Source organism: Ensifer sp. PDNC004 (assembly GCF_016919405.1).
Classification (GTDB): Bacteria; Pseudomonadota; Alphaproteobacteria; order Rhizobiales; family Rhizobiaceae; genus Ensifer.
Window position 1 is genome coordinate 166,464 of record NZ_CP070353.1, and the last position, 22,287, is coordinate 188,750.

The window sequence follows — 22,287 nt, forward strand, 5'->3', positions numbered from 1 at the left end:
GAGGGAACGGTCGCCGTCTGCCTTCGGAGACGAAGGGCAGGCCCGGTGCCGCGCCGATTGTCGCAGGCGCCGACCGGCGATCAGAAGGCGCGGTCTTCGCAGGAGCTGCATTCGGCGCGTTTTGCGGCATAAATTTGCCGCTTCGGATCGCTAGGGTGTTCCCAAGGGAACAGCTTTCCGTCTACCAGCTGTCGCAAGTTCCAATCGATGGATTGACAATAGTGAGGTGCCATCACAAATTCGTCATCCTCGTGGTTTGGACCATCCCACCGCTTGCAATTTGCCACCACACAAGTCCATGCTATACGCTGGAGAGACAGGGATTCTCGCATGTCATTCTGGGACAGCCTCCTCAAGATCGTTACCGCCACCGGCAATGCGCTTGCCGGTGTGGTCGAGGCCGTGCGTACCCTGTTTGAGGGCGATCCGGAGACACGGCGCAAGGTCGCCTTCTCCGTCGCGATGATCGCGCTTTCGGCCAAGATGGCCAAGGCCGACGGCATCGTCAGCGAAGCCGAGGTCGCCGCCTTCCGCGACATCTTCCAGTTCCCGCCCGACCAGGCGCAGAACGTCGCGCGTCTCTATAACCTGGCGCGCCAGGACGTCGCCGGCTACGAGGCCTATGCCGAGAAGATGGCGTCGCTGTGTTCGTCCTGCGAAGAAAACTGCCCGATCCTCGAAGATATCGTCGATGGCCTTTTCCACATCGCCAAGTCCGACGGTGCGGTTCACGAGCGCGAATTGGCGTTTTTGTTGCGGGTCGGCGAGATCTTCGGCATGGACGAGGCGCATTTCGGTCGCATCATGGCCCGTCACGTGCACGGCGACGGTCGCGACCCCTATCAGGTGCTCGGCGTTTCGCGTAAGGATGATTTCGCCGACATCCGCAAGCGCTACCGTGTGCTGGTTTCCGAGAACCACCCGGACATGCTGGTTGCGCGCGGCGTACCGCAAGAATTCCACGCGATCGCCAATGATCGCATGGCGGCCCTCAATGCCGCCTATGAGGCGATCGAGAAAGAACGCCGAGCTGCATGACGTCTAAATACTGCGACTATCCGGGGGCTCGCTTCATGCCGTCGCCGAATTTCGGCGAGCGCGCTGACAAGCGGGCACCGGATATGATCGTGCTGCACTACACCGGCATGGCGACGGGCGCTTCGGCGCTCGAATGGCTGTGTCGCGAAGAAAGCCAGGTTTCCAGCCACTATTTCGTTCATGAGGACGGGCGGGTCGATCAGCTCGTGCCTGAGACGCTGCGTGCCTGGCACGCGGGCAAGAGCTACTGGAAGGGCGAAACCGACATCAATTCCTCTTCGATCGGCATCGAGATCGCCAATCCCGGCCACCCCGGCGGACTGCCGGATTTCCCGGAAAAACAGATCGAAGCGGTCGTCAAATTGTGTCGGGACTGTGGCCAGCGGTGGTCGATCGCCCCGGAAAGGGTGCTGGCGCACAGCGATATCGCCCCCATTCGCAAGGTCGATCCGGGAGAAAAATTTCCCTGGCACGTCCTTCATCGCGAAGGGGTCGGGCACTGGGTTGAGCCTGCGCCGATCGGCGGCGGGCGCTTCTTTCAGCGCGGCGACCGCGGCCAGCCGGTCGAGGCCATCCAGTCGATGCTGTCGCTCTATGGCTACGGCATTGAAGTGACTGGCGATTTCTGCGAAAAAACCGAGGGTGCCGTCGCCGCGTTCCAAAGGCATTTCCGGCAACAGAGGGTGGACGGCATCGCCGACATCTCAACCCTCGATACGCTTCATCGCCTGCTTTCCGGGCTGCCGCAATTCATCGCCTGACGCGGAAGAATTTTTCGCTCTGAAGCCAGTTTTGCGGATGTTCGTGGCATGTTTTTTTAGCTTTGCCACATGTTTACCATGATGCACCGTTCATTTCCCGCTCATTGAAACTGCAGGAGCTTCAGGGCGCGACGCTCACTTCCTGTGAATGAAACGATCGGGACGTGAGGCTCGAAGCGGGGTGCGCTTCGGTCGAATCCCCAGACCGGAGAATTCAAACTACATGAGAATATCGTCTGTTGCTGCGGTGGCGGCATGCATTGGCATGTCCTTCGCCGGGATGGGTACGTCGTATGCGGGGAATGTCGACAAGACCATCAAGACCTCTTCCATCCCGTCCGTCACCCGGACCACAGGCTTCCCGAAACCGGACCTTCCCAAGAACGTTCAGTATTCAGCCCTCATCAAGAGCTATGCGAAGCAGTACGGCGTACCCGTCGATCTGGCGCATGCGGTCGTCAAGGTCGAAAGCAATTTCAATCCCAAGGCACGCGGCAGCGCCGGCGAAATCGGCCTGATGCAGATCAAACCCGCCACGGCGCGCATGATGGGCTATTCCGGTTCCTCCAAGGGGCTCTACGATCCGGAAACCAACATCAAGTTCGGCATGAAGTATCTCGCCATGGCGCACGAGCTGTCGGGCGGCACCACCTGTGGCACGATCCTGAAGTACAATGCCGGTCATGGCGCCAAGCGCATGAACCCGGTTTCCAAGCGCTATTGCGGCAAGGTCCAGGACATCATCGACTAGAACGCCGTGCGTTTCATTGGACGCACAAAGAACGCATAGGCGTTCTCAGACCAGAGCATCTTTTCGCCTCGGTGGTTCCACTTGAGGGCGGGCGCTGCGGTCGACTGACAGACAAGCGTGGGTGCCGCATTTGCCCGCGCGACGAGAGAGCATCATCCGCCGGCCACGCGGCCCTGGCGGATGCTCCAGCCGGACAGGTCTCGCGTTCCGGCGCACCAATTAAATCCTTGAGTGGTGGTGCCCTGTCGGCGCCGATATGCTACCTCCTTCCCGTGTCAGCGGAGCGGGGATGGGCATGTCGGAAAGCTTTGATTTCATTGTCGTCGGCAAGGGCATGATGGGCGCGGCCGCGGCCCGGCACCTGGCGCTGTCGGGGGCGAACGTTGCGCTCGTCGGCCCGGACGAACCGAGCGACTGGGCTAGCCATTCCGGCGTCTTTTCCAGCCATTACGACAATGCCCGCATCACCCGCACCATCGACGACGATCCCGTCTGGGCGCGCCTTGCCCGGCGCTCGATCGAGCGCTACGACGAGATCGAGCGCGAAAGCGGTATCCGGTTCTATCATGAGGTCGGCTGCCTGATGGCCGGGCCGGCGCCGGGATCGAGCTACGACTATATCGAGCAGGTGGAGAGAGCACGGGATGCGCTCGGCGTCGAGGCTCCGCTCTACGACCGCGAGACGCTGTTGCAGCGTTTTCCCTGGTTCCGTTTTCCAGAGGGAGCGGCCGGCGTTTACGAGCGCCTTGGCGCCGGCTACGTCAATCCGCGCGCACTCGTTGCGGCGCAGGTCATCTGTGCGGAGAAGGCCGGCGCGCGGATCGTGCGCGACGAGGTTCGCTCCATCGCCGAAACCGCCGGCCGGGTGATCGTTACCACGCTCAAGGGCGATCGATTAACGGCGCCGCGGGTCATCGTCGCGGCCGGTGGCTTCTCGCTTTCAAACACGCTGCTGCCGCGGCCGATCGACCTGACGGTCAAGGCCCGCACGGTGCTGTTCGCCGAGGTGGCGGCGAGCGAGCTGCCTGACTTCGAGGGCATGCCTTCGCTGATCGGTGCGGCGCCCGAGCAGGAGAAGAGCTACTACCTGCTGCCGCCGGTTGGCTATGCCGACGGCAAGACCTACATCAAGATCGGCGGCGATCCGAGCGATAGAACGCTTGATGATGAGCCGGCGATACGGCACTGGTTCCGCGGGCCGGGCGGTGCCGCCGCGGCCGAGCATCTGCGTCGGTTGCTGGCCGAGGTGATGCCCGCTTTCAAGCCGGCCTCCACCCATTTTTCGCCCTGCGTCACCTCGTTCACCCGGCATGGACTGCCCTATATCGGTTTTGCCGAGAGCGACCGTATCGCTGTCGTCACCGGTGGCAATGGCCAGGCGGCAAAAAGCTCCGATGAAATCGGCAGGCTCGGCGCCGTCCTCGTACAGAACGGGCGGATCGACGAGCCCGAATACGGCGCCGATTTCGCGGTGGCCTTCCGTTAGGCGAAGGCGGCATCCGCCAGGCTCCAGCCGATCTGCCTGTTGGTGGCTTTCGAAACCCTGCCGTTTTTTCTGGCGCCGGGCGGGGGCTTGCGTTAAGGAGCGCCTGCCAGTTGGCCGGGCAGCCGCTCTCCGCAAGTGCCGAAAGGCCGCGGGGGGAGGAAAGTCCGGGCTCCACGGAAGTACGGTGCCGGATAACGTCCGGCGAGGGCGACCTCAGGGAAAGTGCCACAGAAAGCAAACCGCTCCGCTTGCGGAGTAAGGGTGAAAGGGTGGGGTAAGAGCCCACCGCGGACATGGCGACATGGACGGCACGGCAAACCCCACCGGGAGCAAGACCGAATAGGGATGACGCGGACGCTCAAGCGCCCAGCCTGTTTCCGGGCCAGTCATCCGGGTGGGTTGCAAGAGGCTGCGTGCAAACGTAGTCCCAGATGAATGGCTGCCACGTTCCGTTGCCTTCGGGTGGCGGGGCCATACAGAACCCGGCTTACAGGCCAACTGGCGATTTCTCTTTATGGTGAAACCGCGTCTTTACCACTTGGTTGTGCCAGTGGTGTCGGCGAGTGCTGACAGTGGGGCGCAGGTGACAGTCGCAAAAGCTTTCGGAAAATGGTGCGGTGTCGGTCTGGCGCTGCTTGTGCTGGTGCCGGCCGCCGTTGCTCCCGTTTATGGTGAAAATCTGCCAGACCTTTCGGCGAACAGCTATCCTGCCGCCAAGGTCTACAAGGGCAAAGTAAAACTCCCGGACTTCAACGGCCGTGACAAGGATTTCCGCCTCTTTCGAACGACGATCGCCAAGGAAATGCTGGAAGGCGTGAACTTTGCCGGCGAGTACCGGGTGAATCAAGTCGGTTGCGGTGCGCAGTGCACTTTCGTCGTCGTCTCGAGCAACTGAACCGGGGAGGTCTTTGATTTCCCTCGGGGCGGTGACGACAACCTTCTGATGACGCTTGGGTTCGGGCTTGATAGCAGGCTGACGATGGCGCAATGGGGCTCCTACGAGCCAGACCGATGCGTGCTTGAATACCTGGTGTTCGATGCTGGTCGTTGGAAAGAGCTCTACAGCCGCCAGGTCGGTACGTTCGAAGCGTGTCACAACTCGATCGACGAGAATGTTGCGCAGTCCGACCCTGGGCGGAAGGCGCCCTAGACTTGATCTGAGGCGCGTCGTCGCGGGCATCTCCGCGATGCGAAGTTGCGTTCGCGGCCGCGGGTGGCCGGCGCCTGCTGCCTCGGTTTTTTGCCGGTTGGGTTCCGCGCGATCGCGCCCGGCGGTGGCAATGCGCATGTTCCTGCGCTTTTTCTCACATTCTGATTTTTCAACGATTTGAAGCCGTTCGACCGTCGCATTCCTGCACGGTGGGGGTCTCTTCGTAACCCTTCGTTAAACTTAACAACCTATCAATATTTGATCAGCCCGACGGCTGTTTACGATCCATTCCCATTGACGCCCATATGGTCCCATGATATCCCATAATGGCACTGCGCAGGGGCTGCTTCGCGGCTCAACATCGCAAGATTCCAGTGCCTTCCGGCTTCGGAGGGTGGTCGGACATTCCACTGTTCGGCGGGGCTGTCTTGTGTGCGGAGTGACGTGTTCTCGCGGGTCGATGATCGTGGCCCGTCAGTCTTGGGCGGCCGTTTCGCGTTATGAACCGCTTCTTGTCACATGCCACCAATCGGATCGATGCGAAGGGGCGGGTATCCGTTCCCTCGGCGTTTCGCTCCGTGCTGTCGGATGGGGGCGTTCGGGAGCTATACTGTTTTCAGGATTTCGTCTTTCCGGCGGTCAGCGTCGGTGGGCCGGAGCTCCTGGATCGGTTCGAGAAGCAGATGGCGGCCGAGGATCCGTTTTCTCCGGAAGCCAACGAGATGTCGCTGCTGGTTCACGGGGGCGGCGTCTTCGTGAAGCTCGATCCGGAAGGCCGGTTGATGATGACGGATTTCATCCGCGACTTCACCGGGATCTCGACCGACGTGATGTTCGTCGGGCGGGGCGATTATTTTCAGCTCTGGGAGCCGCAGGCCTTTCAAAAGGCGCAGGCGGCAGCCCGGGAAGGGCGCAAGTCACGGGGGTTGCGTCCAGAATAGAATGGAGAGAGGGAATGGTGACGGATCAAGGCGGAGGTGTTTCTGAAGCCGAAGGCGGACCGGTTCGTCACATTCCCGTTCTCTTGCCGGAGGTGCTTGCGGCTCTTGAGCCCGCGCCCGGCAAGGTCATCCTCGACGGTACCTTCGGTGCCGGTGGCTACAGCTCCGCAATCCTGAAAGCCGGTGCCGACGTAATCGCGCTCGACCGCGACCCGACGGCGATTGCCGCCGGCCAGGCGCAGGTCGCCGAGTGGGGCGGTCGGCTGAAGCTCGTTCATGCGCAATTCTCCGATCTTGCCGCCCAGGCGCCCGAGGGCGGGCTCGATGGCGTCGTGCTCGATATCGGCGTTTCCTCCATGCAGATCGACGAGGCCGAGCGCGGCTTCTCCTTCCAGAAGAAGGGGCCGCTCGACATGCGCATGTCGGCTTCGGGCGTCTCTGCCGCCGACGTCGTCAACCGCGCCAAGGTCTCCGACCTCATTCGCATCTTCGGTTTTCTCGGCGAAGAGAAGCAGGCGGGCCGTATCGCCCGCGCCATCGAGAAGCGTCGGGCCGAACAGCCCTTCGAAACGACCCGCGACCTTGCCGGCCTGATCGAGGTGGTGACGCCGCGCAAGGCCAAGGACAAGATCCATCCGGCGACCCGCGTCTTCCAGGCGCTGCGCATCTTCGTCAACGACGAGCTCGGCGAACTGGCCGAGGCGCTGTTTGCGGCCGAGCGGGCGCTGAAGCCCGGTGGCCGCCTTGTCGTCGTTACCTTCCATTCGCTCGAAGACCGCATCGTCAAGGCCTTCTTCCAGGACCGCTCCGGCAAGGCCAGCGGTTCGCGCCACCTGCCCATGGTTTCGGCGCGGGCGGCAACCTTCACGCCAGTTGGCAAGCCTATGGTGTCGGCCAGCGAGGAAGAAGCGTCCCTCAATCCGCGTGCGCGCTCCGCCAAGCTGCGCGCCGGTATCCGCACTGAGGCTCAGTCGCCGGGAAACGATCTGTCCATTTTCAATCTGCCGGAACTGGCAAGCCTTGCACGGCTGGGGGGCTGACAAGACATGCTTCGAACGTTCGATATCGTTCTGATCGTCGTCATGACGGCCGCGGCCACGGTGACCTATACGATCAAGCATCGCGCCGAAAACAAGCTTGAGGAAGTCCGCAGGCTCGACGTGGCGATCAAGCTCGAGGAAGACACGATCGACCTGCTTCGGGCCGACTGGGCGCTTCTGACCCAGCCGAACCGGCTTGAGCGCCTCGTCGGCGCCTTCGGAGCCGACCTGCAGCTCGTGCCGACCCCCTCGACGCAGCTCGCCCAGCCGCAGGAACTGCCGATGATGAAGGCCGATCTGCCCGTGCCCGAGGACAAGTCGGCCAAGGATGGCATCGCTGCCATCATCGAAAAGACCGATAAGATCGCAACTGGCTCGGTGGCGCGCTGATGTCGTTTCTCTCCCGCATCATGGTGTTGAAAAGCAAGGCGCACTTCTCGGCGGGCGGCAACAACCGACCGGCCGAAAGCGGCGTCAACGTCACCTTCCAGGGGACACGCAAGAAGACCACGAACCAGGCGAAGAACCGGGTCGCCATCGTGATCTGCAGCTTCGGCATCGTCTATGCCGTCATCGGCGGCCGCCTGGTGCAATACGGCATGGCGGCGCCCGAGACGGTGTCGAGCATCGGCCGCGCCGACAACCTGATGGCGTCGCGCCCCGACATTCTCGACCGCAACGGCGAGATCCTCGCAACCGACATCCGCACGGTTTCGCTTTACGCCGAGCCGCACAAGATCGTCGATGCCGACGAGGCGGTGGAGCGGCTGGCGACGGTGTTGCCGGATATCAATACCCGCGAAATCTACAACAAGCTGAAGTCGAAATCGCGCTTTCAATGGCTGCGTCGCCAACTGACCCCGAAGCAGCAGTCGGAGATCCTGGCGCTCGGCATTCCCGGCGTCGGCTTCCGTCCGGAAAAGCGCCGCTTCTATCCCGGCGGCCACACCGCTGCGCATATCCTCGGCCACGTCAACATCGACAACCGCGGCGTTGCCGGCATGGAGCGCTACATCGACAGCCAGGGGCTGGCCGACCTTGCCGCGATCGGCATGACCAGCGACGCCAAGCTCGAGCCGGTGAAACTCTCGATCGACGTGCGCGTCCAGAACATCGTGCGCGACGTGATCGATGCCGGCATGAAGAACTACCAGGCGCTCGCTGCCGGCGCCGTCGTGCTCGACGTGCACACCGGCGAAGTGCTGGCCATGGCGTCGGTTCCCGACTACGACCCGAACAAGCCGGCCGAAGGGGCGGAAGAGGGCTGGATGAACCGCATGTCGAACGGCACGTTCGAGATGGGCTCCACCTTCAAGACCTTCACCATCGCCATGGGGCTTGATTCCGGCAAGGTGACGCTCAACGACAGCTTCGACGCCTCGGCGCCGATCCGCATCGGCGGCTTCACCATCAAGGACTTCCACGGCAAGCGTCGTGTTCTGACCGTTCCGGAAATCTTCCAGTATTCGTCGAACATCGGCACGGCGAAGATCGCCGACCTCGTCGGCATTCCCGGGCACAAGGAATTCCTGACACGCCTCGGCCTGCTTTCCAAGCTGCCGACCGAGCTGCCGGAAGTGAAGACGCCCAGCCAGCCGCGCGAGTGGAAGAAGATCAACTCGGTCACCATTTCCTTCGGTCACGGCGTCTCGACGACGCCGCTGCAGACGGCGGTCGCGGGGGCTGCACTCGTCAACGGCGGCAAGCTGATCGAGCCGACCTTCCTGCCGCGCACCGAAGAGCAGGCCGACGCAGTCGCCACGCCCGTCGTCAAGAAGAGCACCAGCGACGACATGCGTTTCCTCCTGCGCTGGAACGGCATTGCCGGCTCGGGCAAGCGCGCGCTGGTTCCGGGCTTCAACGTCGGCGGCAAGACCGGCACGGCCGACAAGGTGGTCAATGGTCGCTATGCCAGCGACCAGAACTTCAACGCCTTCCTCGCGGCCTTCCCGATCGACAATCCGAAATACATCGTGCTGACCTTCATCGACGCGCCGAAGACCGGCGAAGGTGGCGGGCGCACCGCAGGCTCGAACGCGGCTCCCATGGTTCGCGACATCATCAGCCGCTCTGCGCCGCTGCTCGGTGTCGAACCAAAGTTTGGAGAAGACGGTTCTGCCTTGCTTGTGTCTTATTAGACATGAAATGAGAAAGCGGACGATTCGCGATTCTTGCGGATCGAAATCGATGCGAGACGTGCGTTCATGAAGATCAAAGACCTGGCGGGATCGAACTTCCCGGAACTTTCGGCGCAATTGAGCGGCGCTGCCGCCGATATTGACGTTGCCGGACTGACGGCGGATAGCCGGCAGGTTCAGCCAGGGGATCTCTTCGTCGCCGTTTCCGGCAGCAAGGCCAATGGCAGCACCTACGTCGCCGACGCCCTGAAGCGCGGCGCGGTCGCCGTCGTCACCGAAACGGGCTCTGACGTCGACGCCTCGGCGGCGCCCGTGCTCAAGCTTTCCGAACCCCGCGCCTTTCTCGCCCGCGCTGCCGCTGCCTTCTATGGCCGCCAGCCGGAAACCATGGTCGCCGTCACCGGGACCGCCGGCAAGACCTCGGTCGCCTCGTTTACCCGCCAGATCTGGGCGCATTCCGGTCTTGCAGCCGCGATGATCGGCACGACCGGCGTCGTCGCCCCCGGGCGTAACGACTACGGTTCGCTGACCACGCCCGATCCGGTGTCGCTGCACAAGCTGCTCGCCGAACTTGCCGATGCAGGCGTCACCCATGCGGCGATGGAGGCCTCCAGCCACGGTCTCGACCAGAGCCGGCTCGACGGCGTGCGCCTTGCGGCTGCCGCCTTCACCAATCTCGGCCGCGACCACATGGACTACCACCCGACGGTCGAGCACTACATGGCCTCCAAGATGCGGCTGTTCGAGGCGCTGTTGCCGAAGGGCGCGCCGGCGGTGATCTTTGCCGACGACCAATGGTCGGACCAGGCGATCGCGGCTGCCCGCAAGGCCAAGCTCGACGTGCGCACCGTTGGCCGCAAGGGCGATTACATCTCGCTAAAGCGGGTCGAACATTTCCGCCACAAGCAGTCGGCCGAAGTGCATGTCGGCGACGACATCTTCGAAATCCACATTCCGCTCGCCGGCGACTTCCAGGTCGCCAATGCGCTCGTTGCGGCAGGCCTTGCCATGTCCACCGGCATCAGCGCCAAGGCGGCCTTCTCCGCGCTTGAAAAGCTGCAGGGTGCCTCCGGTCGCCTCGAACTGGTCGGCCAGACCAGGGACGGCGCGCTCGCCTATGTCGACTACGCCCACAAGCCGGATGCGCTCGAAAACGTGCTCGCCTCGGTGCGCCCGTTCACGACTGGCCGCGTCGTCGTGGTCTTCGGCTGCGGCGGTGACCGTGACAAGGGCAAGCGCCCGATCATGGGCGAAATCGCCACCCGGCTTGCCGACGTGACGATCGTCACCGACGACAATCCGCGCTCGGAAGTGCCGGACGCGATCCGCGCCGAAATCATGGCGGCGGCCAAGGGCGCGATCGAAATCGGCGACCGCGCCACGGCGATCCGCACGGCGGTCGGCATGCTGAAGACCGGCGACACGCTGATCGTCGCCGGCAAGGGGCACGAGGAGGGGCAGACGATCGGCTCCGTCACGCTGCCCTTCTCGGATCATGCGGAGGTCCGCAAGGCATTGGGAGGCTTGTGATTTGAACTGGCTCTGGACAAGCAGCGATCTCCTGGCCGCCATGAATGGCCGGCCGGTCGGCAATCTGCCTGAAGGCATCTCGGGGATCTCCATCGACAGCCGCTCGATCGGCAAGGGCGAAGCTTTCTTCGCGATCAAGGGCGATCGCGTGGATGGCCACGACTATGCGGGCATCGCGCTCGCCAACGGCGCAGCGGTGCTGGTCGTCAGCGAAGGCAAGTTGCCGGCGCTCGGACGGCTGAATGCGCCGATGATCGTCGTCGACGACGTGCTCGAGGCGATGATCCGGCTCGGCTGTGCCGCGCGCGACCGCAGCGCCGCCAAGATCATAGCCGTCACCGGTTCGGTCGGCAAGACGACCACCAAGGAGATGCTGCGCCACGTGCTGCAGCCGCAGGGCCGCGTGCATGCGTCGGTCGCCTCCTTCAACAATCACTGGGGCGTGCCGCTGACGCTTGCACGCATGCCCGAGGCGACCGATTTCGGCGTCTTCGAAATCGGCATGAACCATCCGGGCGAGATCCGGCCGCTGACCGCCATGGTGCGCCCGCACGTGGCCATCGTCACCAGCATCGCCGCCGCCCATCTCGGCAATTTCGAGAGCCTGGACCAGATCGCCGAAGCGAAGGCCGAGATCTTCGAAGGCGTCGTCAATGGCGGCCACGCGCTGATCATTCACGACAGCCCGCAGTACAAACTGCTCGAAGACGCTGCGGCTGCAGCCGGCGTCAGCCATATCCATTCCTTCGGCGCCAACCCGAAGGCCGAATTCCGGCTGGTCGAATTCAGCGGCGGTGCGGAGGGCTCCATTCTCTGGGCCGGCATCGGCGGTCGCACGCTCGAAGTCGCGATCGGCGCACCGGGGCGTCACATTGCCGAGAACGCGGTCGCGGTTCTGGCAGCGGTCAAGCTTGCCGGCGGCGATCTCGACTATGCGGCTTCGGCGCTCGCAACCATGCAGGCCGAAACGGGCAGGGGCCGGCGCCATACGCTTGTCAGCGGCAGCGGTACGCTGAAGCTGATCGACGAGAGCTACAACGCCAATCCGAGTTCGATGCGGGCGGCGATTTCGCTGCTGCGCGACAGCGAGCCGCCGGTCGGCGGCCGTCGGGTTGCCGTGCTCGGCGACATGCTGGAAATGGGCGAACACGCGGCCGAGGTGCATGCGGGACTTGCCCGTCCGCTCATCGAAGCCGGCATCACCGACGTGTGGCTCGCCGGGCCGCTGATGGCGCACCTGCGCGACGCGCTGCCGCCCGAAGTTTCGGTTGTTTACCGCGAGAGCGTCGAGGATCTCAAAGCCTACGCGCTGGCCGCTGTCGCGCCGGGCGACGTCGTCATGGTCAAGTCGTCCAAGGGGACCGGCTGCGCCAAGATCGTTCAGGCGCTGATCGAGACCTATCCGGCGGCGCAAGCCGAGGAATACGCGGCCGAGGGATCCGAAGCCGAGGGATAGCAGGCAATAAAAGAGCCGGCGGCACCGCCCATGATGGCGCGGTGGATACAGTTTGAGGTTAGGCGGCGCGCCCTAACACTTTCTCATGCAAGCGCGTATCGTTTTTCAGATGATTCTGTTGGACGTGTTTCGAAATACTACGGCGCCGCGCTATTCCCGGGGCGGGAAAGCTTCGCTGTAACACTTTAAACTGCTGCATCATTGTGCAGGAAACCTTTGGGGAAAGGTCCCTTATGCTCATTTGGCTCGTGGAACTGGCGGACCACTTTCAGTTTTTCAATCTTTTTCGCTACATCACGTTCCGCACCGGTGCGGCGCTCTTCACGTCGGCCATGATCGTCTTCCTCTTCGGGCCTGCGATGATTGCCTCGCTGCGCATCCGCCAGGGCAAGGGCCAGCCGATCCGCGCCGACGGGCCGCAGACGCATTTCAAGAAGGCCGGCACGCCGACCATGGGCGGCCTGATGATCCTGGCCGGCATCGTCGTTTCGTCGCTGCTGTGGGCCGATCTGTCCAGCGTCTACGTGGTCTCGACGCTGCTCGTTACGCTCGGCTTCGGCGCCATTGGCTTCTACGATGATTACCTCAAGGTTACGAAGCAGTCGGACAAGGGCTTTTCCGGCAAGGCGCGCCTCGGCATCGAGTTCGTGATCGCGGCGATCGCCGTGTTCTTTATGATGCAGGCCTCGCTCTCGAGCGGCCCGTCCGGCTCCACCTTCGGCTCCTCCGTCACTTTCCCCTTCTTCAAGGACCTGATCGTCAATCTCGGCTATTTCTTCGTGCTGTTCGGCGGCTTCGTCATCGTCGGCGCCGGCAATGCCGTAAACCTGACCGATGGTCTCGACGGTCTCGCGATCGTGCCTGTGATGATCGCCGCTGCCGCCTTCGGCCTGATCGCGTACCTTGCCGGTAACGCCGTCTTCGCCAACTACCTGCAGATCCATTTCGTGCCTGGCACCGGCGAGCTTGCCGTCATCCTCGGCGCCGTCATCGGCGCCGGCCTCGGCTTCCTCTGGTTCAACGCACCGCCGGCCGCCATCTTCATGGGCGACACCGGCTCGCTGGCGCTCGGCGGCCTGATCGGCACCGTTGCCGTCGCCGTCAAGCACGAGATCGTCATGATCATCATCGGCGGCCTCTTCGTCATGGAGACCCTGTCGGTCATCATTCAGGTCTTCTGGTTCAAGCGCACCGGCCGCCGCGTCTTCCTGATGGCGCCGATCCACCACCACTTCGAAAAGAAGGGCTGGACCGAAAGCCAGGTCGTGATCCGCTTCTGGATCATCGCCGTTATCCTGGCGATGGTCGGCCTCTCCACCCTCAAGCTGCGGTGAGCGGACGATGATCCCGGTCACTTCCTTCAAGGGCAGGAAAGTCGCTCTCTTTGGTCTCGGCGGTTCGGGGCTGGCCACGGCTGAGGCGCTCGTTGCCGGTGGCGCCGCGGTCACTGCCTGGGACGACAACCCGGACAGCGTCGCCAAGGCTTCTGCCGCAGGCGTGCCGACGGCGGACCTGCGCACGGTCGACTGGGCGGCCTTTGCCGCCTTCGTGCTTTCGCCCGGCGTGCCGCTGACGCATCCGAAGCCCCACTGGACCGTGGATCTCGCCCATGCGGCGGGCGTCGAGATCATCGGCGACGTCGAACTTTTCGTGCGCGAGCGCCGTGCGCATGCGCCCGATTGCCCCTTCATCGCGATTACCGGCACCAACGGCAAGTCGACGACGACGGCGCTGATCGCCCATATCCTGCGCGAGAGCGGCCGCGACACCCAGCTCGGCGGCAATATCGGCACCGCGGTGCTGACGCTTGATCCGCCGAAGGCCGGACGCTTCTACGTGGTCGAGTGCTCGTCCTACCAGATCGATCTGGCGCCGACGCTGAACCCGACCGCAGGCATTCTGCTCAATCTCACGCCGGATCATCTCGATCGCCACGGCACGATGCAGCATTACGCCGACATCAAGGAACGGCTGGTTGCCGGCAGCGGCACGGCGATCGTCGGCGTCGACGACAGTTTTTCGGCGCTGATCGCCGATCGCGTCGAGCGCGCCGGTACCAAGACCGTGCGCATTTCGCGCCGCCATGTGCTGGCAAGCGGCCTTTATGCCGAGGGCTCGCGCATCCTGAAGGCCGAGGGCGGCACGTCCAGCCTGTTCGTCGATCTCGACGGTATCCAGACGCTGCGCGGCGGTCACAACTCCCAGAACGCGGCAGCTGCGATTGCCGCCTGCCTTGCGGTCGGCGTCAGCGCTGCGGAAATCCACGCGGGCCTGAAGAGTTTCCCCGGTCTCAAGCACCGCATGCAGCCGGTCGGCCGCAAGGGCGCGGTGGTTTTCGTCAACGACAGCAAGGCGACCAACGCGGATGCGGCGGCGCCTGCGCTTTCGAGTTATGACCGCATCTACTGGATTGCCGGCGGCCTGCCGAAGGAAGGGGGCATCACGACGCTTTCACCTTTCTTCCCGAAGATCGCCAAGGCCTATCTGATCGGTGAGGCTGCACCGGCCTTCGCCGCGACGCTCGGCGATGCGGTACCCTATGAGATCTCGGGCACGCTGGAGCAGGCAGTGGCGCATGCCGCGGCTGATGCCGGCAGCGACGAGACGGGCGGTTCGGCGGTGATGCTGTCACCGGCTTGCGCAAGCTTCGACCAGTATAAGAACTTCGAGGTACGCGGCGATGCCTTCGTCGGCCATGTGCGCGCGATCGAAGGCGTGACGATGCTGATTTGATCCCTCGACCGGCGCGCAGGCGTGCCGGTCGATGCGGAAGGTGGTGCGGGATTTCGGACGTGGGCGCGATGGGCGCCGGAGAAGGGGACTGACAAGATGGTAAGCCGAGCCGAACGTGGCCCCGTGGCCGACTGGTTCTGGACGATCGACAGGTTCTTTCTGGCGACCTTCATCCTGTTGATGGGCGTCGGCTTCATGCTGTCGTTTGCTGCGAGCCCCGCGGTTGCCGAGCGTATCGGCCTCGACAGCTTCCACTTCGTCCGGCGTCACGCGCTCTTCCTTCTGCCGTCGCTGGTGGTGATGGTCGGCATTTCCTTCCTCTCGCCGCGCCAGGTCCGGCGGGCGGCCATCCTGCTTCTTGCCGGTTCGCTCGGCATGATGGTGCTGGTGCTCTTCATCGGCGAGGAAGTGAAGGGCTCGATGCGCTGGATTTCGTTCGGTGGGATTTCGATCCAGCCGTCGGAGTTCATGAAGCCGGCCTTCGTCGTCGTCTGCGCCTGGTTGTTCTCGGAGCATGCGCGCCAGCCGGAAATCCCCGGCAATCTCTTCGCCATCCTGCTCTTCGGCATCGTCGCGGCCCTGCTTGTCGCCCAGCCTGACCTTGGCCAGACGATCCTGACGACCGCCGTCTGGGGCGGCATGTTCTTCATGGCCGGCATGCCCTGGCTCTGGATCATCCTGCTTGGGGGTGCTGCGCTCGGCGGCTTCTTCGTCGCCTATACGATGCTGCCTCACGTGGCGGCCCGTATCGACAAGTTCCTGACCGGCGAAGGGGACACCTTCCAGATGGACACGGCCCGCGAGGCGATCATCCGCGGCGACTGGTTCGGCCGTGGCCCGGGTGAAGGCATCGTCAAGCGCATCATTCCGGACAGCCACACCGACTTCGTCTTCTCCGTTGCGGCCGAGGAATTCGGCATCGTCTTCTGCATGGTCATCGTCATGATCTTCGCCTTCCTGGTGATGCGCGGCCTCAACCATGCCTTCCGCGAACGCAACGACTTCAACCGGTTCGCCGTCGCCGGCCTGGTGCTCCAGATCGGCATCCAGTCGATGATCAACATCGGCGTGAACCTCGAACTGCTTCCGGCCAAGGGCATGACCCTGCCGCTGATCTCCTATGGTGGCTCGTCCATGGTGGCGATCTGCGTCACTGCCGGCTTCATCCTGGCCTTGACCCGTCACCGCCCGGAGAAGCGCGCCGTGGAGCGCAGCCTGTTTCGGTCCGGCATCGGTGTGCCGGCGGAGTAAAATATGACTAAAGGCATCATCCTGCTTGCCGCCGGCGGTACCGGCGGCCATCTCTTTCCGGCAGAAGCGCTGGCTCATGAGCTGAAGGCCATGGGCTATTCGGTGCATCTGGTCACCGACAGCCGCGCCGAGCGTTACGCCGGCAAGTTCCCGGCCGACGAGGTGCATGTCGTGCCCTCGGCGACGATCGGCTCGAAGAACCCGGTGACCGTCGTCAAATCGCTCTGGACGCTGTGGGCGGGCATGCGCGCCGCGCGCAAGCTGATTGCCCGGCTGAAGCCCAAGGCCGTTGTCGGTTTCGGCGGTTATCCGACCGTGCCGCCGCTGCTTGCCGCCACCGGCATGGGCGTGCCGTCGATCATCCACGAGCAGAATGCGGTCATGGGCCGCGCCAACAAGGCGCTGGCCTCGCGCGTCAAGGCGATCGCCGGCGGCTTCCTGCCCGAGGGCACGGGCGCCTTTGCCGCGAAAACCGTGACGACCGGCAACCCGGTACGCCCGGCGGTGCTTGCCGCGGCCAAGACACCCTATGCGTCGGCCGTCGGCGGCGCGCCGTTTCATCTCGTCGTCTTCGGCGGCAGCCAGGGTGCGCAGTTTTTCTCCAAGGCGGTCCCACAGGCGATCTGCCGTCTCGACGACGAGGTTCGCCAGCGCTTCAAGGTCACGCAGCAGGCCAGGCCGGAAGACAAGGACGGCGTGATCGCCACCTATGAGAAGCTCGGCGTACCGGCCGAAGTCTCGTCCTTCTTTACCGACATGGCCGAGCGCATCGCCGGCGCCCAGCTCGTCATCTGCCGCTCCGGTGCCTCGACGGTTTCCGAGCTTGCGGTCATCGGCCGGCCGGCGATCCTGGTGCCCTATCCCTATGCGCTCGACCACGACCAGGCGGCCAATGCGGCAGCGCTTGCCGCCAAGGGCGGCGCGCGCGTGATCGCCCAAGGCGAACTCACGGCCGACCGTCTTGCCGGCATCCTCAACGATGCGATCGGCAAGCCGCAATCGCTCGCCGAGATGGCGGCAAATGCCCGGGAAACCGGCAAGCCGGACGCTGCAAGCTTGCTTGCATCCCTCGTAGAGGCTATTGCCAGCGGTTTGACAGTCGAGAAATTCAGGGAAACACGCTCATGAAAATGCCGAAAACCATCGGGCTGGTCCATTTCATCGGTATCGGCGGCATCGGCATGAGCGGCATCGCCGAGGTGCTGCATAACCTCGGACACAAGGTTCAGGGTTCCGACCAGTCCGACAGCGCCAATGTGCAGCGCCTGCGCGCCAAGGGCATCGAAGTCTTCGTCGGCCACAAGGCCGAGAACCTCGGCGATGCCGAGGTGATCGTCGTTTCGACCGCGATCAAGAAGGACAATCCGGAACTGATCGCCGCGCGCGAAAAGTTCCTGCCCGTCGTGCGCCGCGCCGAGATGCTGGCCGAGCTCATGCGCTTCCGCAATGCGATCGCGATCGGCGGCACGCATGGCAAGACGACGACGACCTCGATGGTCGCAGCATTGCTGGAAGCCGGCGGGCTCGACCCGACCGTCATCAACGGCGGCATCATCAATGCCTATGGCACCAACGCCCGCATGGGCGAGGGCGAGTGGATGGTGGTTGAGGCCGACGAATCCGACGGCACCTTCCTGAAGCTGCCTGCCGACGTTGCCATCGTCACCAATATCGACCCGGAACATCTCGACCACTACGGCAATTTCGACGCCGTGCGCGCGGCCTTCCGCCAATTCGTCGAGAACGTGCCCTTCTACGGTTTCGGGGTGCTCTGCCTTGACCATCCGGAAGTGCAGACCATGGTCGGCAAGATCGAGGACCGCAAGGTCGTCACCTACGGCGAGAACCCGCAGGCCGACGTGCGCTTCCACAACATCCGCATGGACGGCGCCACCTCCGTCTTCGACATAGAGATCCGCCGCCGCCGCACCGGCCAGGTGATCCCGATGAAGGACCTGCGCCTGCCGATGCCCGGACGCCACAACGTGTCGAACGCCACCGCAGCGATCGCCGTTGCGCAGCGCCTCGGCGTCAGCCCGGAAGCGATCGCCAAGGGGCTCGCCTCCTTCAGCGGTGTGAAGCGCCGCTTCACGCTGACCGGCGAGACGAACGGCGTGCGCGTCTATGACGACTACGGCCACCATCCGGTCGAGATCAAGGCAGTGCTGCGCGCTGCGCGCGAGGCCTGCCAGGGCCGCATCATCGCCGTGCACCAGCCGCACCGCTACTCGCGCCTTTCGAGCCTGTTCCAGGAATTCTCCGCCTGCTTCAACGATGCCGACACGATCCTGATCGCACCGGTCTATGCGGCGGGTGAAGAGCCGATCCAGGGGGCTACGGCGGAAGAACTGGTCGATCGCATCAAGGCAGGCGGCCACCGCGACGCCCGTTTTGTTTCCGGTCCGGAAGCAATCGCGCCGGTTGTCAGCAAGATTGCACAGCCCGGCGATTTTGTGGTTCTCTTGGGCGCTGGCAGCATCACCTACTGGGCGGCTGCCTTGCCTAAGGAACTCGCGGATATTTCAGGAAATTGAGCATGAAACAGGTCAACGGTCAGAAACTACTGGAATCGCTCGGAAGTGGCGTCAGCGCCGTGCGCGGCCGCATCACGCCGGATGCGCCGATGGATCGTGTCACCTGGTTCCGCGCCGGCGGTCTTGCCGAGCTCATGTTCCAGCCGCACGACACGGACGATCTCATCACCTTCCTGAAGCTGGTGCCGGCTGAAGTGCCTGTCATGGTTGTCGGCGTCGGCTCGAATCTTCTCGTGCGCGACGGCGGCATTCCCGGCGTCGTCATCCGGCTGTCGGCCAAGGGGTTTGGCGATCTGGAACTCGTCGGCGAAAACCGCATCAAGGCGGGCGCGATCTGCCCGGACAAGAACATCGCGGCGATGGCGCTCGATCACGGCATCGGCGGCTTCTACTTCTACTACGGCATTCCCGGCTCGCTCGGCGGCGCGCTGCGCATGAACGCCGGCGCCAATGGCGCGGAGACCCGCGAGCGGGTCGTCGAGGTCCATGCGGTCGACCGCCAAGGCAACCAGCATGTGCTGTCGAATGAAGACATGGGCTACGCCTATCGCCATTCCGCGGCAGCCAAGGACCTGATCTTCACCCATGCGGTTTTCGAAGGCTATGCCGAGGACAAGAACAAGATCCGCACCGACATGGACGCCGTGCGCCAGCATCGCGAAACCGTGCAGCCGATCCGCGAGAAGACGGGCGGCTCGACCTTCAAGAACCCCGAGGGCCATTCGGCCTGGAAGCTGATCGACGAGGCCGGCTGCCGCGGCATGATGATCGGCAGCGCGCAGATGTCGCCGCTTCACTGCAACTTCATGATCAACACCGGCCAGGCGACCGGTTACGAGCTCGAATATCTCGGCGAAACCGTTCGCCAGCGCGTGCTCGAACATTCGGGCGTCCGGCTCGAATGGGAAATCAAGCGCATCGGCACCTTCATGCCGGGCTACGAGATCAAGGAATTCCTCGGCCGCGGCATCGCTTAAGGCTGGGTTGCGAGACGTAATCTGAAAGGCCGTGGCGGAAGCGCTGCGGCCTCTTGTTCTTCCGGCGGGCGGCAAGCGGCTGCCAGCGCCTTTGCAGAGTGCCGGGTCGCCTGCTCAATCACGGTCGAGGAGAAAGCTCGAGTGCGTTGCTTGCAAAGACTATCGTATGCGAGGTTGCTCGCCGTTTCAGCCCTATTGGCCAATCTTGCGTTCTTTGCGCCCGTCAAGGCTATGGATGAGGTGCGTCTGCAAGCCGCCGTCGCCTCGCTCGGTGACGGTGCTGACGCCCAGCGTCTCGAAGCCAGGGTTGCCGATCTCGTAAAATCAGGCGACCAGATCGAGCTTGCGAAGCTGGCCGAACAGATCCGGATGAAAGATGGCGATTTCCTCGACATCCTGGCAAAGTTCTATGAGCAGCCGGAGCAAGCGAACGCGACGCCCGATTGGCAGCAGATCGCACTCTCAATGGGGCCGTGCCACTACGCCAACGCTGCCATCCGCATCGTCGCGATGACGATCGCGAACGGCACTCACCCAGCCATCCGAAACGGCGTTGTCATGATCGACGGCACGGAGGTCGACAATATTCTTGCGGAATCGATGCATCGCTGCGAGTTGATTGCGCGTCTTCCCAAGTCCACGCGGCAGGTCGGCTCTAGCTGCGCCATGACCGGCGACTGCGCCGACGATCCGGACCTCATGGAGTGAACCGAGCCATCCGCGCTTTGCTGGCGCCGGGCCATTGCCTGCTGCGATCGTCATCGGTTTGGCTTCGGAGGCTTCGCAAACAGCACCCGCTAAGCGAAAGGGCCGCAGCGTTGCCGCTGCGGCCCTTCTTGGTTGTGATCGGCCGCGCTAGGCGCGGCCAGTCGTGATCAGGCCGAAACCTCGTCTTCCGTCGACAGCACCAGGCACAGAAGCGTGATGGCGGCGGCGGCGAGCAGGTAGTAGCCGACGTAATCCAGGCTGTAGTTGGTGGCGAGCCAGGTGGCGATGTAGGGCGCCAGCGACGCGCCGAATATGCCGGCGAGGTTGAAGGTCATCGAGGCGCCAGTGTAGCGCACCGAGGTCGGGAAGGGGGCGGCGAGTGCTGCGCCGATCGGGCCGTAGGTGAGGCCCATGAGGCCGAGGCCGATGATCGAGAACAGGAACGCACCGCCGATGCCGCCCGCCAGGAGCGGCGCCATGAACAGGCCGAAGACGCCGATGCCGATGGTGGTGATGATCAGGATCAGGCGACGGCCGAAGCGGTCCGACAGGATACCGGCAACCGGGATCATCAGGCCGAAGAAGACGACGCCAGTCATCTGCACGACCAGGAACTGCTCACGCGAATAGCCGAGCTTCGCCGTGCCCCAGGAGAGCGAGAAGACGGTCATCAGGTAGAACAGCACGAAGGTCGCAAGCGCAACGAAAGTGCCGAGCACCAGGCTGCGCTTGTGGAAGCGGAAGATCTCCATGATCGGCACCTGCACGCGCTCGTGCTTGTCGACGGCCTTCTGGAACTCCGGCGTTTCGGTGATCTTCAGGCGGACATAAAGGCCGACGGCAACCAGCAGGATGCTGGCGATGAACGGCACGCGCCAGCCCCAGGCGAGGAAGGCTTCGTTGCTCATGACTTCGCCGAGGATGAGGAAGGTGCCGGCCGACAGGATGAAGCCGATCGGTGCGCCGAGCTGCGGGAACATGGCGTACCAGCTGCGCTTGCCCTCCGGCGCGTTCTCGGTGGCGAGCAGCACGGCGCCGCCCCATTCGCCGCCAAGCCCGAGGCCTTGTCCGAAGCGGCAAAGGGCGAGCAAGAGCGGGGCTGCGACGCCGATCGACGCATAGGTCGGCAGAAGGCCGATGACGACCGTGGAGATGCCCATGGTCATGAGCGCGGCCACCAGGGTCGCCTTGCGGCCGACCTTGTCGCCGAAATGGCCGAAGATCACGGCGCCGAAGGGGCGGGCGAAGAAGGCGATCGAGAAGGTCGCAAAGGATTGCAGCATTGCCGAGGTCGGATCGGCGGCCGGGAAGAACAGGTGCGGGAACACCAGTACGGCGGCGGTGGCGTAAACGTAGAAGTCGAAGAATTCGATGGTCGTGCCGACGAGGCTTGCGAACAGCACCCGGGCAGGGGAGTTCACTGCCGCGTGCTTTGACGCATTGTCCTTCGGCGACAGGGAGGTTGTCGCGTCTGTCATTATCATAATTCCTGATGTGGATTTCATACCGTCTTGGGAGGCGGGTGAGGGCCTCTTAACGCAAGTTTCGGCATGGCGAAACCCTGATACCGTAAGAAGTGCGAACGATATCACCGCCATGCGCAGCAATCTTCTGCCGCGGCGCGGCCCAGGGCCGGCCGCACGGAGCTGGCTTTCCGGTTGCGCCCAACCGGCCTGCTGCCGGCTAAAGCTCACGCTTTGCGGGCGCGTGGTGCGGCTCGACAGCCCGGATTGACGGGAATCAAATTGTGGCAAACTGTGGGCAACTGAAGCGATCGGCTTCGTTTTTCAGGA

Annotated in this window: 19 protein-coding genes and 1 other RNA gene; 19 read left to right on the forward strand and 1 reads right to left on the reverse strand. The window is 63.6% G+C overall.

Translation table 11 applies throughout. The annotated features are described in order from the left end of the window. Positions 1 to 330: 330 nt before the first annotated feature. From JVX98_RS08680 to JVX98_RS08770, 19 genes are all read left to right on the forward strand, one after another. On the forward strand, positions 331 to 1,038 hold the full coding sequence (locus JVX98_RS08680; protein ID WP_043615866.1) for a DnaJ family molecular chaperone: 708 nt from the start codon (positions 331 to 333) through the stop codon (positions 1,036 to 1,038). Next, a complete protein-coding gene (locus JVX98_RS08685; RefSeq protein WP_205238328.1) occupies positions 1,035 to 1,799 on the forward strand; it encodes an N-acetylmuramoyl-L-alanine amidase in 765 nt (254 codons plus the stop codon). The genes JVX98_RS08680 and JVX98_RS08685 overlap by 4 nt, the downstream gene beginning before the upstream one ends. A 223-nt stretch (positions 1,800 to 2,022) precedes the next feature. After that, complete coding sequence (locus tag JVX98_RS08690; protein ID WP_205238329.1) at positions 2,023 to 2,550, forward strand: lytic transglycosylase domain-containing protein; 528 nt, start codon at positions 2,023 to 2,025, stop codon at positions 2,548 to 2,550. Between the two features lie 295 nt (positions 2,551 to 2,845). Continuing rightward, entirely contained in the window at positions 2,846 to 4,036 is a 1,191-nt protein-coding gene (locus tag JVX98_RS08695; RefSeq protein ID WP_205238330.1) for an FAD-binding oxidoreductase, read from the forward strand. A gap of 106 nt (positions 4,037 to 4,142) precedes the next feature. Next, positions 4,143 to 4,542: RNase P RNA component class A (rnpB, locus tag JVX98_RS08700), an RNA gene on the forward strand. An 8-nt stretch (positions 4,543 to 4,550) separates the two neighbouring features. Beyond that, positions 4,551 to 4,931: a hypothetical protein gene (locus JVX98_RS08705; protein WP_205238331.1), complete on the forward strand. Its 381-nt coding sequence runs from the start codon at positions 4,551 to 4,553 to the stop codon at positions 4,929 to 4,931. 755 nt (positions 4,932 to 5,686) lie between these two features. Next, on the forward strand, positions 5,687 to 6,127 hold the full coding sequence (gene mraZ / locus JVX98_RS08710) for a division/cell wall cluster transcriptional repressor MraZ (protein ID WP_192446750.1): 441 nt from the start codon (positions 5,687 to 5,689) through the stop codon (positions 6,125 to 6,127). A 14-nt stretch (positions 6,128 to 6,141) separates the two neighbouring features. After that, a complete protein-coding gene (gene rsmH, locus JVX98_RS08715) occupies positions 6,142 to 7,167 on the forward strand; it encodes a 16S rRNA (cytosine(1402)-N(4))-methyltransferase RsmH (RefSeq protein ID WP_205238332.1) in 1,026 nt (341 codons plus the stop codon). A 6-nt stretch (positions 7,168 to 7,173) separates the two neighbouring features. Beyond that, entirely contained in the window at positions 7,174 to 7,557 is a 384-nt protein-coding gene (locus tag JVX98_RS08720) for a hypothetical protein (protein ID WP_043615877.1), read from the forward strand. Beyond that, entirely contained in the window at positions 7,557 to 9,305 is a 1,749-nt protein-coding gene (locus tag JVX98_RS08725; RefSeq protein WP_192446748.1) for a penicillin-binding protein 2, read from the forward strand. Before JVX98_RS08720 ends, JVX98_RS08725 begins: the two co-directional genes overlap by 1 nt. A gap of 66 nt (positions 9,306 to 9,371) precedes the next feature. Continuing rightward, entirely contained in the window at positions 9,372 to 10,835 is a 1,464-nt protein-coding gene (locus tag JVX98_RS08730) for a UDP-N-acetylmuramoyl-L-alanyl-D-glutamate--2,6-diaminopimelate ligase (RefSeq protein ID WP_205238333.1), read from the forward strand. 1 nt (position 10,836) lies between these two features. Continuing rightward, a complete protein-coding gene (locus JVX98_RS08735) occupies positions 10,837 to 12,291 on the forward strand; it encodes a UDP-N-acetylmuramoylalanyl-D-glutamyl-2,6-diaminopimelate--D-alanyl-D-alanine ligase (protein ID WP_205238334.1) in 1,455 nt (484 codons plus the stop codon). A gap of 233 nt (positions 12,292 to 12,524) precedes the next feature. Then, positions 12,525 to 13,625 carry a phospho-N-acetylmuramoyl-pentapeptide-transferase gene (gene mraY / locus JVX98_RS08740; RefSeq protein WP_043615886.1) on the forward strand — a complete coding sequence of 367 codons (1,101 nt, stop codon included), beginning with the start codon at positions 12,525 to 12,527 and terminating at the stop codon, positions 13,623 to 13,625. Positions 13,626 to 13,632: 7 nt separating this feature from the next. Further along, positions 13,633 to 15,024, forward strand: coding sequence for a UDP-N-acetylmuramoyl-L-alanine--D-glutamate ligase (gene murD / locus JVX98_RS08745; RefSeq protein WP_205238335.1), 1,392 nt, complete (start codon positions 13,633 to 13,635; stop codon positions 15,022 to 15,024). A 96-nt stretch (positions 15,025 to 15,120) separates the two neighbouring features. Continuing rightward, a complete protein-coding gene (gene ftsW / locus JVX98_RS08750; protein WP_192446744.1) occupies positions 15,121 to 16,275 on the forward strand; it encodes a putative lipid II flippase FtsW in 1,155 nt (384 codons plus the stop codon). A gap of 3 nt (positions 16,276 to 16,278) precedes the next feature. Further along, complete coding sequence (gene murG, locus JVX98_RS08755) at positions 16,279 to 17,403, forward strand: undecaprenyldiphospho-muramoylpentapeptide beta-N-acetylglucosaminyltransferase (protein WP_205238336.1); 1,125 nt, start codon at positions 16,279 to 16,281, stop codon at positions 17,401 to 17,403. After that, positions 17,400 to 18,809 (forward strand): UDP-N-acetylmuramate--L-alanine ligase, encoded by a 1,410-nt coding sequence (murC, locus tag JVX98_RS08760; protein ID WP_205238337.1) that lies wholly within the window; start codon positions 17,400 to 17,402, stop codon positions 18,807 to 18,809. The genes murG and murC overlap by 4 nt, the downstream gene beginning before the upstream one ends. Before the next feature lie 2 nt (positions 18,810 to 18,811). After that, on the forward strand, positions 18,812 to 19,786 hold the full coding sequence (gene murB, locus JVX98_RS08765) for a UDP-N-acetylmuramate dehydrogenase (RefSeq protein WP_205238338.1): 975 nt from the start codon (positions 18,812 to 18,814) through the stop codon (positions 19,784 to 19,786). A gap of 150 nt (positions 19,787 to 19,936) precedes the next feature. Continuing rightward, positions 19,937 to 20,494: a hypothetical protein gene (locus JVX98_RS08770; RefSeq protein WP_205238339.1), complete on the forward strand. Its 558-nt coding sequence runs from the start codon at positions 19,937 to 19,939 to the stop codon at positions 20,492 to 20,494. A 167-nt stretch (positions 20,495 to 20,661) separates the two neighbouring features. Here the strand turns inward: JVX98_RS08770 and JVX98_RS08775 are convergent, their stop codons facing one another. Further along, positions 20,662 to 21,972 carry an MFS transporter gene (locus JVX98_RS08775; protein ID WP_192446740.1) on the reverse strand — a complete coding sequence of 437 codons (1,311 nt, stop codon included), beginning with the start codon at positions 21,970 to 21,972 and terminating at the stop codon, positions 20,662 to 20,664. Positions 21,973 to 22,287: the final 315 nt, after the last annotated feature.